The organism is Pandoraea soli, assembly GCF_902459595.1.
GTDB classification, from domain to species: Bacteria; Pseudomonadota; Gammaproteobacteria; order Burkholderiales; family Burkholderiaceae; genus Pandoraea; species Pandoraea cepalis.
In genome coordinates, this window is record NZ_CABPSG010000002.1 from 292687 (window position 1) to 307383 (window position 14697).

At 64.1% G+C, this 14697-nt stretch carries 13 protein-coding genes and 2 tRNA genes; 6 read left to right on the forward strand and 9 right to left on the reverse strand.

What is annotated here, in order from left to right; genetic code table 11:
• Positions 1–520: 520 nt before the first annotated feature.
• A complete protein-coding gene (gene oxlT / locus PSO31014_RS05290; RefSeq protein WP_150550654.1) occupies positions 521–1846 on the forward strand; it encodes an oxalate/formate MFS antiporter in 1326 nt (441 codons plus the stop codon).
• A 150-nt stretch (positions 1847–1996) separates the two neighbouring features.
• Here the strand turns inward: oxlT and PSO31014_RS05295 are convergent.
• The 3 genes from PSO31014_RS05295 to fdxA all read right to left on the reverse strand — a co-directional run bounded on the left by PSO31014_RS05295 (position 1997) and on the right by fdxA (position 2661).
• Positions 1997–2072: transfer RNA gene (locus tag PSO31014_RS05295), tRNA-Asn, on the reverse strand.
• Positions 2073–2158: 86 nt separating this feature from the next.
• A tRNA-Asn gene (locus PSO31014_RS05300) sits at positions 2159–2234 on the reverse strand.
• A gap of 103 nt (positions 2235–2337) precedes the next feature.
• Positions 2338–2661: a ferredoxin FdxA gene (gene fdxA / locus PSO31014_RS05305; protein WP_150550655.1), complete on the reverse strand. Its 324-nt coding sequence runs from the start codon at positions 2659–2661 to the stop codon at positions 2338–2340.
• Positions 2662–2923: 262 nt separating this feature from the next.
• Here fdxA and pncB point away from each other — a divergent pair, with 262 nt between their 5' ends.
• From pncB to PSO31014_RS05330, 5 genes are all read left to right on the forward strand, one after another.
• A complete protein-coding gene (gene pncB / locus PSO31014_RS05310) occupies positions 2924–4117 on the forward strand; it encodes a nicotinate phosphoribosyltransferase (RefSeq protein WP_150550656.1) in 1194 nt (397 codons plus the stop codon).
• Positions 4118–4307: 190 nt separating this feature from the next.
• Entirely contained in the window at positions 4308–4970 is a 663-nt protein-coding gene (locus tag PSO31014_RS05315) for a LutC/YkgG family protein (RefSeq protein WP_150550657.1), read from the forward strand.
• A 245-nt stretch (positions 4971–5215) separates the two neighbouring features.
• The gene (locus tag PSO31014_RS05320; RefSeq protein WP_150550658.1) at positions 5216–6634 is read left to right on the forward strand and encodes a sodium:proton antiporter; all 1419 of its coding nucleotides are present in this window, start codon (positions 5216–5218) and stop codon (positions 6632–6634) included.
• Between the two features lie 14 nt (positions 6635–6648).
• A complete protein-coding gene (locus tag PSO31014_RS05325) occupies positions 6649–7665 on the forward strand; it encodes a 2-hydroxyacid dehydrogenase (protein ID WP_150550659.1) in 1017 nt (338 codons plus the stop codon).
• 87 nt (positions 7666–7752) lie between these two features.
• Positions 7753–9207: a DNA recombination protein RmuC gene (locus PSO31014_RS05330; RefSeq protein ID WP_150550851.1), complete on the forward strand. Its 1455-nt coding sequence runs from the start codon at positions 7753–7755 to the stop codon at positions 9205–9207.
• A gap of 48 nt (positions 9208–9255) precedes the next feature.
• Here the strand turns inward: PSO31014_RS05330 and PSO31014_RS05335 are convergent, their stop codons facing one another.
• From PSO31014_RS05335 to moaA, 6 genes are all read right to left on the reverse strand, one after another.
• Positions 9256–9759, reverse strand: a complete 504-nt coding sequence (locus PSO31014_RS05335; protein ID WP_150550660.1) for a GNAT family N-acetyltransferase — start codon at positions 9757–9759, stop codon at positions 9256–9258.
• Between the two features lie 114 nt (positions 9760–9873).
• The gene (locus PSO31014_RS05340) at positions 9874–10158 is read right to left on the reverse strand and encodes a hypothetical protein (protein ID WP_150550661.1); all 285 of its coding nucleotides are present in this window, start codon (positions 10156–10158) and stop codon (positions 9874–9876) included.
• Positions 10159–10261: 103 nt separating this feature from the next.
• Positions 10262–11545 (reverse strand): molybdopterin molybdotransferase MoeA, encoded by a 1284-nt coding sequence (gene moeA / locus PSO31014_RS05345; protein ID WP_150550662.1) that lies wholly within the window; start codon positions 11543–11545, stop codon positions 10262–10264.
• Positions 11546–11632: 87 nt separating this feature from the next.
• On the reverse strand, positions 11633–12289 hold the full coding sequence (gene mobA, locus PSO31014_RS05350) for a molybdenum cofactor guanylyltransferase MobA (RefSeq protein WP_150550663.1): 657 nt from the start codon (positions 12287–12289) through the stop codon (positions 11633–11635).
• Between the two features lie 39 nt (positions 12290–12328).
• Positions 12329–13009 (reverse strand): hypothetical protein, encoded by a 681-nt coding sequence (locus PSO31014_RS05355; protein ID WP_150550664.1) that lies wholly within the window; start codon positions 13007–13009, stop codon positions 12329–12331.
• Positions 13010–13280: 271 nt separating this feature from the next.
• Positions 13281–14408, reverse strand: coding sequence for a GTP 3',8-cyclase MoaA (gene moaA / locus PSO31014_RS05360; RefSeq protein WP_150550665.1), 1128 nt, complete (start codon positions 14406–14408; stop codon positions 13281–13283).
• Positions 14409–14697: the final 289 nt, after the last annotated feature.

Here is a 14697-nt window from a genome sequence, read left to right on the forward strand (position 1 = left end):
CTGTCGTATCCGCCGTTGGCGTCTGAGTTGGTGGTTCAGCGCTGCGGTTTTCCTCATCTCCCTGCCGCCCGTTGCGGGCAGGCGATCCGGCGATCACGCGTCTGCGAGGCGCGCTCGCCTGAGTGATGGGACGTGGCCTGCGATGTGACTCATGGGAATCCATCGCGACCCGCTGACAGCGCAGGCCGTTTCCCACTCGAATTGATTCACCCGTCACCCTTCGGCAGCCGGCAACTTGCCGGCGCGGGCCTAAAGCCTGCGTCGCCGCGCCGAAGTGGGGGCCGGAAGCGTCCTTTGGCGCTTTCGAAAGTCAGCCAGCCGGGGCTCAAGCCCTGCGAGCGCGCCGCCAGGCAGCGTTCCGTGATCAAGCGGCCACGCATGAGCCGCATGTAGCGCCAGGAGGCGTGTCGTATGCGCGATTCCCCCACGTCGGGGCGCGAGACGACACGCGATGACGGCGGTTACCGCACAACGAAGCGCGGGCCGGCGTCAATCGTCTGACAGGAACAGGAGGCAAGTCATGCAAGCAAATGGACAACCGGAGGAGAAGACCTCTTTTCTGGGAGGGCGCTGGTCACAACTGGTGATCGGCATCATCTGTATGGGCCTGGTGGCCAATCTGCAATATTCGTGGACGTTGTTCGTCGAGCCGATGCAGGCGAAGCATCACTGGGGCGTGGCGGCCATCCAGGTGGCGTTCTCGATCTTCATCGTGGTGGAAACCTGGCTCGTGCCGATCGAAGGCTGGCTGGTCGACCGCTTCGGGCCTCGGCCGGTGGTGGCGGGTGGCGCGATTTGCGTTGGCCTGTCGTGGATCATGTACTCGTACGCGGAAACGCTCGCGGTGCTGTACACGGCGGCCGTGATCGCGGGTATTGGCGCTGGGTGCGTGTATGGCACCTGCGTGGGTAACGCACTGAAGTGGTTCCCGGACAAGCGCGGTCTGGCCGCCGGTCTGACCGCCGCCGGGTTCGGCGCCGGTGCCGCGATCACGGTGATTCCGATTGCCAATATGATCCGCGGATCGGGTTACGAGGCAGCGTTCTTCAACTTCGGCATCGTGCAGGGCGTGGCGATCTTCATCCTCGCGCTGTTGCTCGTGAAGCCGCGTACGCCGAAGGGTGTCACCGTGTCGCGCCGCAATCTGTCGACGAAGGTGGACTACAGCTCGGGGCAGATGATTCGTACGCCGGTGTTCTGGGTGATCTACGTCTGCTTCGTCGCCGTGGCCGCTGGCGGTCTGATGGCGACGGCGCAGATCGGCCCGATCGCGAAGGATTTCGGCATTGCTTCGATGCCGATGACGCTCTTCGGCGCGACGCTGCCGCTGCTCACGATGACGCTGTCGATCGACAACCTGTGCAACGGCTTTACACGCCCGCTGTGCGGTTTCGTCTCGGACAAGATCGGACGTGAAAACGCCATGTTCATCATCTTCCTGGGTGAAGGGCTGGCGATGCTGGGTTTGATGCACTTCGGTCAGAACCCGTACATGTTCGTGTTCTTCGCCGCGATGACCTTCCTGTGCTGGGGCGAGATCTTCTCGATCTTCCCGGCGCTGTGTGCGGACACGTTCGGTAGCAAGAATGCCGCGTCCAACGCAGGCACGCTATACACGGCCAAGGGCACGGCATCGTTGCTGGTGCCGCTGGCATCGGTGCTCGCTGTCGGTGGACACTGGGATCGTGTTTTTATCGCTGCGGCGGTCATCAGCATCGCCGCGGCCGTGGGCGCGAAGTTCGTGCTCGCGCCGATGCGCCGACGCTGGATTGAAAGCGTGAACAGCAACGAGGTGCAGGCTTCGGCGAATCGCCCGGTCGCGATGGGGGCGCCCGCAAGCGAGTAAGCACGTTGTTAAGGAAGTATGAGAGCGGGGCGCCGGAGACGGTGCCCCGTTTTTGTTTGCGCGCTCGGTGGGCGGAGGTGTTTTGGCCGATGCCGCGGCCTGTCGCCGAAAACAAAAAAGCCTCGCCGATCGGCGAGGCTTTCTGTGTTTTGGCTCCTCGACCTGGGCTCGAACCAGGGACCTACGGATTAACAGTCCGGCGCTCTACCAACTGAGCTATCGAGGATCAAACTTGGGTGCCGCACACCGCTGTCACGGCGCATCGACTAAAACAAAAGCCTCGCGTGCGCGAGGCCATCGCTTTGAAATTCTTGGCTCCCCGACCTGGGCTCGAACCAGGGACCTACGGATTAACAGTCCGGCGCTCTACCAACTGAGCTATCGGGGATCAAAAGAGAAAGAGATTATAGGGGCGGCGTTTGCACACTGTCAACACCGGGTGCGCATTTTTCTGCGCCTGGCGCGCGACGTCCGCCCAAGTCGCCCGAGGCTTAGCGCTCGAGCAAATGAAGCTTTTCGGTCACGTCCTTCCACTGATCCGCGTCGGGCAGTGACGGCTTGGTCTTCGTGATGCTCGGCCAGTTCGGGGACAGTTCCACGTTCAAGGCGATGAAGGCTTGCTGGTCGCCCGGCACGTCCTCTTCGGCATAAATGGCGTTCACCGGGCACTCGGCCACACAGACGGCGCAATCGATGCACTCGTCCGGATCGATGGACAGGAAGTTCGGGCCTTCGCGGAAGCAGTCCACGGGGCAGACGTCCACGCAATCGGTGAATTTACATTTGATGCAGCTTTCGGTGACAACGTGCGTCATGCCAACAACTCCAGAGTAGGGCGCGAAACGGCTTCGAACGGCCGTTAAAGCCGTTATTGTAACGCAGCCCGGGGCGGCAGGTGCGAGAGCCGAAGCGCTTCGCGCGCGTGCCGCGGCGTCGCCCGGTACCCGGCGCAGACGTCATGTGCGACACCGCTTTGCGGTACGATGTCTGCTCTTCTCGTGCGCCGCCTCGTGGCTGTCTGGCCGATCGGTAGCGTGCGCTGCTTTATGTTGCGTGTTCCTCGCGAAGTCTGTCGTCATGATCATCACGTCGCTGCTCGATACCGATCTCTACAAGTTCACGATGATGCAAGTGGTGCTGCATCATTTTCCCGCAGCGCAAGTCGAATACCGCTTCAAGTGCCGCACCGAAGGTGTGGACCTTACGCCGTATGTCGACGAGATTCGCGACGAGATCCGCCTGTTGTGCGGGCTGCGCTTTACCGAGTCCGAACTCCGTTACCTCGGTGCGATGCGCTTCATCAAGAGCGATTTCATCGACTTTCTCGACCTGTTCCATCTGAACGAGAAGTACATCACGGTGCAGCCCTCGCCGAAGGACAACGGCGAGATCGACATCACGATTCGCGGGCCGTGGCTGTATACGATCCTCTTCGAGATCCCGGTGCTCGCGATCGTCAATGAAGTGTATTTCCGCAACACGCAGCGCAAGCCGGCCTACGACGAAGGCCGTCAGCGGCTCAAGGACAAGATCGGCATGCTTGCGGGCCGCATCGATTATCGCGACTGCAAGATCGCCGATTACGGCACGCGACGCCGCTTCTCGAAGGAGTGGCACGAGGAAGTGATTCTCACGCTGCGCGACGAACTGGGCGAACAGTTCGCCGGCACGAGCAACGTGTATTACGCGCTGAAGCTCGGTCTCACCCCGCTCGGCACGATGGCCCATGAGTACCTTCAGGCCTGTCAGGCGCTCGGGCCGCGTCTGCGCGACTCGCAGATCTTCGGCTTCGAGACGTGGGCCAAGGAATATCGCGGCGATCTTGGCATCGCGCTCTCCGATGTCTACGGCATGTCCGCCTTCCTGCGCGACTTCGACATGTATTTCTGTAAGCTCTTCGACGGTGCGCGTCACGATTCCGGCGATCCGTTCGCCTGGGGCGAGCGCCTGCTGGCGCATTACGCGGAAAACCGCGTCGACGCGCATACGAAAACCATGATCTTCTCTGACGGCCTCGATATTCCGAAGGTCCTTCAGCTGTTCGAACGGTTCCGCGAGCGTTGCAAGCTCGCCTTTGGCGTGGGGACGAACCTCACCAACGATCTGGGCTATCAGCCGTTGCAGATCGTCATCAAGATGGTGCGCTGCAATGGCCAACCGGTGGCGAAGCTCTCGGATTCGCCGGGCAAGAATATGTGCAACGACGATGCTTATCTGGCGTATCTGCGTCAGGTATTCGAGATCGCGCCGGAGTCAACGGCCGGCGTGTGACGTTCGATGCCTGCCGCTTTGTCCGAGTGTTGCGGCAGAGCATTCCGATAGTGCGCGAACGTGCATCGCGCTCGCAAGGGCAGCCGCTATAATTGCGCATCGCCCGCCGACGTTGCACCGGTGGCCTTTCGAGAGACGATAAGCGACGACGTCGGCCGTAGACCGGCACGTCGGCTTCACAGGACAGCCCATGGATACCTCCGACGCCCGCAATCGCATCTTTGCCCGCATCCGCAATGCTCAGCATCGTCCCGATGCCGCGCGCGCGAACGAGCAGGCGGCGGCCGAGGATTACCTGGCGCGGCATCCGCAGGGACCGCGTCCGGCCATGTCGGCCGATCTTATCGCCACGTTCATCGACAAGGCGCAGGCGCTCTCCAGCACGATCACGCGCGTGCCGGGCATGAGCGACGTGCCGTCCGCGGCCGCGACGTACCTGCAAGCCAACGGCCTCACGGACCAGGCGGTGGCGTGGCCGACATTGCGCGAACTCGATTGGGCGAGTGCGGGGTGCCGCGTGGAATTCCGCAAGCCGCAGGGCGACGATCTGGTCGGCATCACCGGTTGCTTCTGCGCCATTGCGGAAACCGGCGCGCTGATGATGATGTCGGGCCCCGAGACATTTGCGTCGGCCACGCTGTTGCCCGAAACGCATATCGCTGTTGTGCCCGCGTCACGCATCGTCGCCGGCCATGAGGACGGTTTCGCGCTCATGCGGAGTGAGCGCGGTCAACTCTCTCGCGCCACGAACTTCATCGCGGGCCCGTCGCGTACGGCCGACATCGAACAGACGCTGGTGCTGGGCGCCCATGGTCCCTACCGCGTGCATCTCATCATCGTCGACGGCGCCTGAGGCACGACGCCATCGCTCGGCCCGCGACCACGAGCCACCACCGAATGACTCCCCGCACCATCGCGTCTGCCGATACGCGATGGCGGGAAGGCTTTCGAGAATCGACCGCGCGCTTCGGTATTTGATCCGCCGGGTTGTGCGCGGCCTTTGTTTGAGATATTTCCCAAGGTTGTGCCACTTCGGGCACTCCTGCTTCGCGGGCGACTCGTACATCGTCGACGATCAATCAATAGGAACCAAGAACAATGCACAAGGGGATATGGAGCGCACTGGGCGCGGCGGGGCTGACATTGGCAAGCCCCGCGGCGTTTGCTGCCGGGCCGGACGGCGCACAACTCGTCGCCTGGTGGGGCGTGCCGTTTGCCGGATTGCTGCTCTCGATTGCGATCGGGCCGCTGCTGGCGCCGGCCTTCTGGCATCACCATTTCGGCAAGATCGCAGCGTTCTGGGGCGCGGCATTCCTGCTGCCCTTCGCATTGGTGTTCGGCGTAGGCGCGGCCTGGTATGGCGCAGTGCATGCCGTTGTCGCGGAGTACATTCCGTTTGTCGTCCTGCTTACGGCGCTGTTCACCGCCGCCGGCGGCATCTGTGTGCATGGCAACCTGCGCGGCGGGCCGTGGCTCAATACCGGGCTGCTGACGCTGGGCACCGTGCTGGCCAGCATCATGGGCACGACGGGCGCGGCGATGCTGCTGATCCGACCGCTCATCCGCGCGAACGACAACCGCCAACACAACGTGCACGTTGTCGTGTTCTTCATCTTCCTCGTGGCGAACGCCGGGGGCTCGCTGACGCCGCTGGGCGATCCGCCGCTGTTCCTCGGCTTCCTGCAAGGGGTCGACTTCTTCTGGACGACCGCGCACATCTGGCCCGAGACGCTGTTCATCTGCGCAGTGCTGCTGGTGCTTTTCTTCCTGATCGATAGCTACTACTTCCGGCAGACGAGCGAGCCTCGGGTCGAGGCAATGGACCCGACGCCGCATTCCGTGCCGCTGCGACTCGAAGGCAAGCGCAACTTCGTGCTGCTTGCCGCGGCCGTGGGGCTCGTGCTGATGAGCGGGATCTGGAAGCCGGGCGTCGAGTTCGACATCTTCGGTACGCCGGTCGCCTTGCAGAACCTCGCGCGTGACGTCGGGCTGATCGTCGTGACGTTGATGTCGCTGGCGATCACGCCGCGCACGGCGCGCGAGGGCAACGACTTCAATTGGGAGCCGATGAAGGAGGTCGCCAAGCTGTTCGCCGGCATCTTCCTGACCATCATCCCGGTGGTTGCCATTCTGCGCGCGGGGGAAGCCGGGGCGCTTGGCTGGGTCATTCGTCTGGTCACCGGGCCGGGCGGTGCGCCGGACAACGTCATGTATTTCTGGGCGACGGGCCTGCTCTCGTCGTTCCTCGACAATGCGCCGACGTATCTTGTGTTCTTCAATACTGCAGGCGGCGACGCCGCAACGTTGATGACCACCGGTGCGGCAACGCTCGCGGCGATTTCGGCCGGTGCGGTGTTCATGGGCGCGAACACCTACATCGGTAACGCGCCGAACTTCATGGTGAAAGCCATCGCGGAGCAACGTGGCATTCGCATGCCGAGCTTCTTTGGCTATATGCTGTGGTCGGGCGCGATTCTGCTGCCGCTGTTCGTATTGACGACCCTGATATTCTTCTGAGCCGCGATTGTGTGATGCGGTCAACCTTTGCGAGACGACTGGTGAAACCGAAGATTCTGGTAGCCCGAGCCATTTTTCCCGACGTGATCGAGCGTCTGGCACAGTATTTCGAGGTCGAGCGAAACGACGCCGATATCGTGTATTCGAGCGATGAATTGCGCGCGCGTCTGGCCGACAAGGCCGGCGCGATCACCACGGCGAGCGAGCGCATCGACGCATCGGTGCTCGCCGGTGCGCCGCATCTGCGTGTGGTGGCCAATATGGCCGTGGGCTACAACAACTTCGATATCGAGGCGATGACGGCCGCCGGCGTCATGGCGACGAATACCCCCGACGTGCTCAACGAGACGACGGCCGACTTCGGCTGGGCACTGTTGATGGCGACGGCCCGTCGCGTGACCGAATCCGAGCGTTGGTTGCGTGAAGGGCATTGGGATAAGTGGGCCTACGATATGTTTCTCGGCGCCGACGTGCACGGCAGTACGCTGGGCATCATCGGCATGGGCCGTATCGGGCAGGCGATTGCGCGCCGCGCAATGGGCTTCAACATGCGTGTCGTGTATCACAATCGGTCGCGTCTTGATGCGGCAACGGAAGCGGCATGCCAGGCAAGCTTCGTCGACAAGGACACGCTGCTGCGCACGGCGGATCACGTCATTCTCGTGCTGCCTTACTCGGCCGCAACGCATCACACGATCGGCGCCGCAGAGTTGGCCCTCATGAAGCCGACGGCAACGCTGGTCAATCTGGCGCGCGGCGGCATCGTCGACGACGCGGCGCTCGCGGCCGCCCTTGCGGGCCGGCAGATTGCCGCCGCGGGCCTCGACGTCTTCGAGGGCGAGCCGAAGGTGCATCCCGATTTGCTCAAGGTGCCGAATATCGTGCTGACGCCGCATATCGCCAGCGCCTCGGTGGCGACGCGCCGTGGCATGGCAAGCCTGGCAGCCGACAATTTGATTGCGGCGTTGGGATTCGGGGCGGCGGCGGGCAAGCCGCCGTGCCTGCTGAATCCGGCGGCGCGCCAGTCGTAGCGGCACCATGCAGGCATCGGCAGGTATGAGCCGGCATCGGCAGCAGGATCAAAGGGCATCAACGGGAGTCGCAACGCGATGGTAGAGATGGGGTGGGTGGCGCTGGCGGCGCTGAACTTGTTGGTGATGCTCGCGATTGCCGTGAAGGTCTGGCAGCGCGGCGGCGATTCGACGTTGCGCGAAACGCTCGTCGACTCGCTGGCCCATGTCCGGGATGATTTGCTTCAGGCGGCCGATCGCAGCGAACGTGGCCTGCGCCAGGAGTTCGCGGAAACGGCGCGTGCCGGACGCGGCGAGCAAAGCGCGCAGATGGCGCAGTTCCAGCAGACGCTGGCCGCGCAGATGACGAGCGTGGCCACGGTGCAGAACAACCAGATCGACGCGTTTGCACAACAGTTGGCGAAGCTTACCGAGACGAATGCTGCCCAGCTCGATGCGGTGCGTCAGAGCCTGGTGCTCAACGGCCAGCAGATGCGTGAAGAGCAGGCGTCGACGTTGCGGCGTTTCGGTGAGGCGCAGCATGAGCAACTCACGCAACTGGCCGCGGGCAACGAGCGGCGGCTGGCCGAAGTGCGCGCCACGCTCGAACAGAAGCTCACGGACATCGAGGTCAACAACGCGGCGAAGCTCGAAGAAATGCGCCGCACGGTCGACGAAAAGCTCCATGCCACGCTGGAGCAGCGACTCGGCGAGTCGTTCAAGCTGGTCTCGGACCGGCTGGAGCAGGTGCATCGCGGCTTGGGCGAGATGCAGACGCTCGCCGCCGGCGTGGGCGATCTCAAGCGCGTGCTCACCAATGTGAAGACGCGAGGCATCTGGGGGGAAGTGCAATTGCAGGCGTTGCTGGAGCAACTGCTGACGCCCGACCAGTTCGCCAAGAACGTTGCAACCAAGCCAGGCAGTGCCGAGCGGGTGGAGTTCGCGATTGCGCTGCCGGGACAGAACGGCGACAGCAACACGCCGGTCTGGCTGCCGATCGACGCCAAATTCCCGCGCGAGGATTACGAGCGCCTGCTCGACGCTCAGGAGCGTGCCGATTTGGCGGCGGTGGAAGAGGCATCGAAGGCGTTGGAGACGCGCATCCGCCTGGAAGCGAAGTCCATCGCGGACAAGTATCTCGCACCGCCGCACACGACCGACTTCGCGCTGTTGTTCCTGCCGACGGAAGGGCTTTACGCTGAAGTGCTGCGGCGTCCGGGACTCTCGGATCTGTTGCAACGCGAATATCGCGTGACGGTGGCGGGCCCGACAACGTTGACCGCGCTGCTCAACAGCCTGCAGATGGGCTTCCGCACGCTCGCGATCGAACGCCGTTCCAGCGAGGTCTGGCAGGTACTCGGCGCGGTGAAGACGGAGTTCACCAAGTTCGGTGACGTGCTTGCCAAGACCAAGGCGCAACTGGAGACGGTGACTCGTTCGATCGACAGGGCCGAGGTGCGCACGCGCGCGATGGCACGTCAGCTCAAGTCCGTGGAAGCCTTGCCCGGTGAGCAAGCCATCGAACTGCTCGGCGTGGAGATGGAGGCCGACGACGAGGCGTGAGCCTCCGGGTTCGGCGCAAGGTCAGGGCGCGCCCACCGCGCCCGGCGTTCAGGACCCTGGCGCTGGCGTTTCGCCGCGCTGGGCGAACCGCTCGAGCGCATTGCCCGTCATGCGCACTACGCGCCAGTCGGGCAGCACCGTCGCGCCCTGCGAGGTGTAGAAGTCGATTGCCGGCTGATTCCAGTCGAGCACGGTCCACTCGAAGCGTCCGCAACCTCGTTCGACGGCGATGCCGGCCAATTGACGCATGAGCGCTTGTCCTACGCCCTTGCCGCGCATCGACGGCTGCACATAGACGTCTTCAAGGTACAGGCCGCGCCGTCCGAGGAACGTCGAGAAGTTGTGGAAGTACAGCGCGTAGCCGACCGCCTCGCCATCCCACTTCGCCATCAGGCACTCCGCTGCCGGCGCGGGCCCGAACAGCGCCTCGTGCACGCTTTGCGGCGTGGCTTCGAAAATATCCAGCAACTTTTCATAGACGGCCAGTTCTCGCATCAGGCCGTAAATCGCGCCGACGTCGTCGGCCTTGGCGGTACACAGGGTCAGGGACATGGGGCAGGGAAATCAGAAGCGGTACGGTTGACGGCAAGCGGGGCCGGGCGCGTGTGCACCAGATGCACCCGGCGCACTCGACGCGCCAGGATCAAATCGTCGCCGGTATGAAGGTCAGCACTCTTCGTCGGGGATGTCGCCCAGGGCAACTTCGATGCCGCCGAAGCGCTCCGCCACCCAGTTGTAGGCATGGCAGGCGATCCAGAGCAGTACGAAGCCGACGATGGCGTTCAGGACCAGCGCGGAAATGAAGGCGAGACCCGGCAGTTCGCCGTAGCGGTAGAACGCTGCGAGGAAGGCCAGGAGCACCATCGGAATACTGAAAGTGAGATAGACCAGTACCAACGCTTTGGCTGTCTGGCCAGGACTGATATACGTGATTTGCTTTTTTGTTGTCATTGACGTGTGCTTTCGGTTGGGTGCTGACATCGTCGAAGCGCCGACGCCGGCAATATATCGCAATTTCGCTGCTTCGCTTTAGGGGGAATCCGAGAGGCTCGCGCTAAACCAATCCGTCGAACGCGATGACGTCGACCAGTTCGCCCGCCGCGACATCGCCGCGAGCGGTGCCTAGCGTGACGAAGCAGTTCGCCTCGCTCATCGTGCGCAGAATACCGGCGCTTTGCGCATCGGCCACCGTCACCTGCCAGCGGCCTTGTGCGTCTGCGGCGAGCATGCCGCGCAGGAATTCGGTCCGGCCGGGACGCTTCGCAATGGCCGTGGTCGTCGGCACCGGCAGGTTAGGCGTGACTTGCGGCTCGGCGCCCATCAGCGCGAACAGGCCGTCGCGAACCAGATGGTAGAACGACGCCATCACGGCGGCCGGGTTGCCCGGCAAGCCGAAGAGTAGCGCGCGATGACCGTCCGTCTCGAGTTCGCCGAAGGCAAACGGCCGGCCCGGGCGCATCGCCATCTTCCAGAAGACGACGTTGCCCAGGCGCGTCATCATTTCGCGGGTGAAATCGGCCTCGCCAACGGAGACACCCCCCGACGTAATGACGGCGTCGGCGTCGCGGCAAGCGGTGCGCAGAATGTCCTCGATCGCTTGCGGGTCGTCACGCACGACGCCCAGGTCGAGCACCTCGGCGCCCAGACGTTGCAGCATGCCGAACAGCGTGTAACGGTTGCTGTCGTAGAGATTGCCCGGCGCGAGCGGCTCGCCCACCGAGCGGAGTTCGTCGCCCGTCGAGAAGAACGCGACGCGGATGCGGCGGCGCACCGGCACTTCGCCAATCCCCAGCGAGGCGAGCAGGCCAAGCGCGGCCGGGCGTAGCCGCTTGCCCGCATGCAGCGCCGTATGGCCGGCGGCCAGATCCTCGCCGACGCGGCGCACGTGGCGGCCGGGCGTGACGGCATTGGCCTCAAAGGTGACGATGTCGGTATCGCCTTCTCGCTGCACCTGTTCCTGGGGGATGACGGTGTCGCAACCGGCGGGCAGCAAGGCGCCGGTCATGATGCGCACGCATTCGCCGGGCGCTGCCACGCCGTCGAACGGATGGCCGGCGAACGAGCGGCCCGCCACGCGCAGGCGCACGTTGCCCCCGGCAGCCAGGACACTGCCTGAGAAGGCATAGCCGTCCATGGCGGCATTCTCGAAAGCGGGAACGTCGAGCGGCGACGTGACGTCGCGACCCAGCACACGGCCCAGCGCGCTGCGCACGGCGACTTGCTCGATGGCGGACACCGGACGCGCGGTGCGCGCAATGATGGCGCGCGCCGATTCGACCGTCATGTGGTTGGGGTCGTAGTCCGGCAAGCCGGCCAGGGCTTCGTCAAGTGTTGTCATGGGTGTGGCGTCGTCATCCGGCAAGTCCCCGGCATGAATCCCGTCAATGCGGTGGCGACGGATCGGGCCGCGTCGGTGTCCGGAATTTCAGGGCGCGCGCGGCGTATCGGACGAATCGGACGTATCGGGCCTATCGGAGGTATCGGGTTGGAGGTCGTCCAGCGTGTTGACATTGTAAAACGGACGCTCGTCGCCGAAGTGAACTTGTAGGGCCTTGTGGCGTGCCAGCCACGCCCTGACGCGGTGCTCCCCGGCCGCGAGCGTGGCGGCAAGATCATCGGCGAGCGAGCGATGCAAGAGGGCGAAGACCGGATGCGGCCCCTGTGCCGTGACGGCATAGGCCGCCAGAGGCAGGGCGTCGGCGTCGGTGCCAGAGGCGCTCAGCGCGGCCGCCAGTCGTTCGCCAAGATCCTCGGGGACGTACGGCGAGTCGCACGGTGCGGTGAGAAGGTAGTCCGTGCGCGTTGCCCGCAGACCGGCCAGCATGCCGGCGAGCGGGCCTGCGAAGTCCGCCGTCTCGTCGCACACCACTTGCGCGCCGAACGCCGCATAGGCATCGTGATTCCGATTGGCGCTAATCAGCAACGTCTCGACCTGCGGCTGCATTCGTCCGATGACGTGCTCGGCCAGCGTTCGGCCGGCGAATCGCTGCAAGCCTTTGTCGCGGCCGCCCATGCGTTGGCCACGTCCCCCTGCGAGGACCAGGCCAGTCATAGCGCTACGGAGGATCGGCGCGGTAGTCATGGGGGCAGATGCCAGGACGATGGGCGGGCGGCGAACCGGTCAGGATCGATTGAGCGCGATGACGCGGCCGGACGCATCGAACCAGACGGCGCCGTTGCCCAGCATCACGCCCTGATCGCGCGCGAACATCAGGCGAGGCACGGCCGCACCGATGGTGCGCACGTAACCGTCGGTGAATATCTCGTCGTAGCGCGCGAGCAGCGATTTCGGGTTCCGAAGCATCATCGTCTTGCCGCGCAACGACACCCGCAAGGGATAGCGAATCGATTGCGCAACGACGTCGCGCCGGTCATCGAGTACACCCTTGCGGAACTGGGTGGCCGCACGATTGACCGTTTCGTCGTCGTCCACGCCGGCCACGCCGTAGAGATGATCGAGCTTACCGTTCTGGACGCTGGCGAGCGCCAGTTCGAACGGCACCGAGCGCCCGTTGCGAAGATCCTTCCATTGACCGGAAATGACCTCGCAACGGGACGACGCAGCGTGCTGGCGATCAACGTCGTCGTTGGCGGCGAAATCGCCGTCGAAGGTCGCACGCGGCATGCCGCCCGCGTCGAACTCGGTCAGATGCAGGCGCGACTTGTTCTCCAGCTTGCCCGTGAGGTACGTGTCGCCCAGCGACGAGGCATTGGCATAACGGCCTTCGAGCTTGCCGCCGAACGACGGACGCAGCACGAGCCGCAACGGATTGCGCTCGCCGAGCTGGCCGGTGTAAGTCATCACACGGTTTGCGATGTCGCGGCCGGCGGGGTCGCAATCGGCACGCGCCATCGCGGGCGCGAGGGCAGCCAACAACAATGTCAGAGCGCTCAGGCTGACGGCGATGCAACGTCGGGCCGCAAGGCGAGTGCGCGGGGGCGAGACATGCCGGGAAATCTTCAGGGAGTCTCGGACGCAATGGGCGTCCGGGGCGTCAAAAATCATGAGTCGAGTGAGAGTTCGAGATTACGAAAGCATGCGGACGAGCGGACGGGCACCGCGCCCGGACCGTTCAACCGCCGATGTAGGACATCTCCACTTTCGGAGGGGCGTTTTCGGGCAGGCCAGTCGCCGCCGTGCGCAAGGCGGAGTAACGGTCGGTGCGACCCTGCCAGATGTCGCCGATGACGGTCGAGATCTGCGCGTCGCTCGCGCCGTTGCGTAGCAGCGTGCGCAGGTCGTAACCGGCGCTCGCGAACAGGCATAGATACAACTTGCCTTCCGTAGACAGGCGTGCGCGCGAACAAGTGCCGCAAAAAGCGCGCGTGACCGACGAAATGACACCGACTTCGCCGCCACCGTCGCGATACTGCCAACGCTGGGCCGTCTCGCCGGGATAGTTCGGCTCGAGCGCCTCGAGCGGCAAGGCCTCGTTCAGCCGGGCGATGACGTCGGCCGACGGCAGCACTTCGTCCATCCGCCAGCCGTTCGACGTGCCGACGTCCATGTACTCGATGAACCGCAACATCACGCCGCTGCCGTGGAAATGCCGCGCCATGGGCACGATGTCGCCATCGTTGGTGCCGCGTTTGACGACCATGTTGACCTTGACCGGGCCCAGACCGACGCGTTGGGCTTGCGCAATGCCTTCCAGCACGGTGTCGACCGGAAAGTCGACATCGTTCATCTGCCGGAAAATCGTATCGTCGAGGCTATCCAGGCTGACCGTCACGCGCGTGAGCCCGGCATCCTTGAGCGATTGTGCCCGGCGCGCCAGCAGCGACCCGTTGGTGGTGAGCGTGATGTCGAGCGGTTTGCCCGACGGTGTGCGCAGGCGGGCGAGCATCTCGATCAGACGCTCGATGTGCTTGCGCAACAGCGGCTCGCCCCCCGTGAGGCGCAGCTTCTCCACGCCGTGTTCGACGAACAGGCGCGCAGCCCGCTCGATTTCTTCGAACGACAGCAGGGAGGATTGCGGGAGGAAGGCATAGTCCTTGCCGAACACGTCCTTCGGCATGCAGTAGACACAACGGAAGTTGCAACGATCCGTCACCGAGATCCGCAGATCGTGCAGCGGCCGTGCCAGCGCATCTTCGAGATGGCCGGTGGCGGCGCGCACTTGTGCGGGCGCCTGCGGGGAATACGCTGCATAACGCGCGTCACTACGCAGATCGGTAAGTCGGATAATCGTTTCGGTCATGGTGGGGCCTTGGCGTGCGTCTCCATTCTAACGAATTGGCCTGTTGGCCGCCGACGCCGACGAAATAAGCATCGGATATCGGTACTCAGGCATTCGCTGCGGGACGTCAAACCCGTTCTGAACGACACGATACGGGCCGGGCCGGGCGGGCACAAGTCGGGACAACGCGGGGTCCCAGGGGGAAAAGCGATCCCGAATGGCAAAAAAGGAGGCCGAAGCCTCCTTTTTCAACATCACGTCAGGCGGATGGTCCCCAGCGGGACGGGCACCGCCGCCTGACTGTCACGCT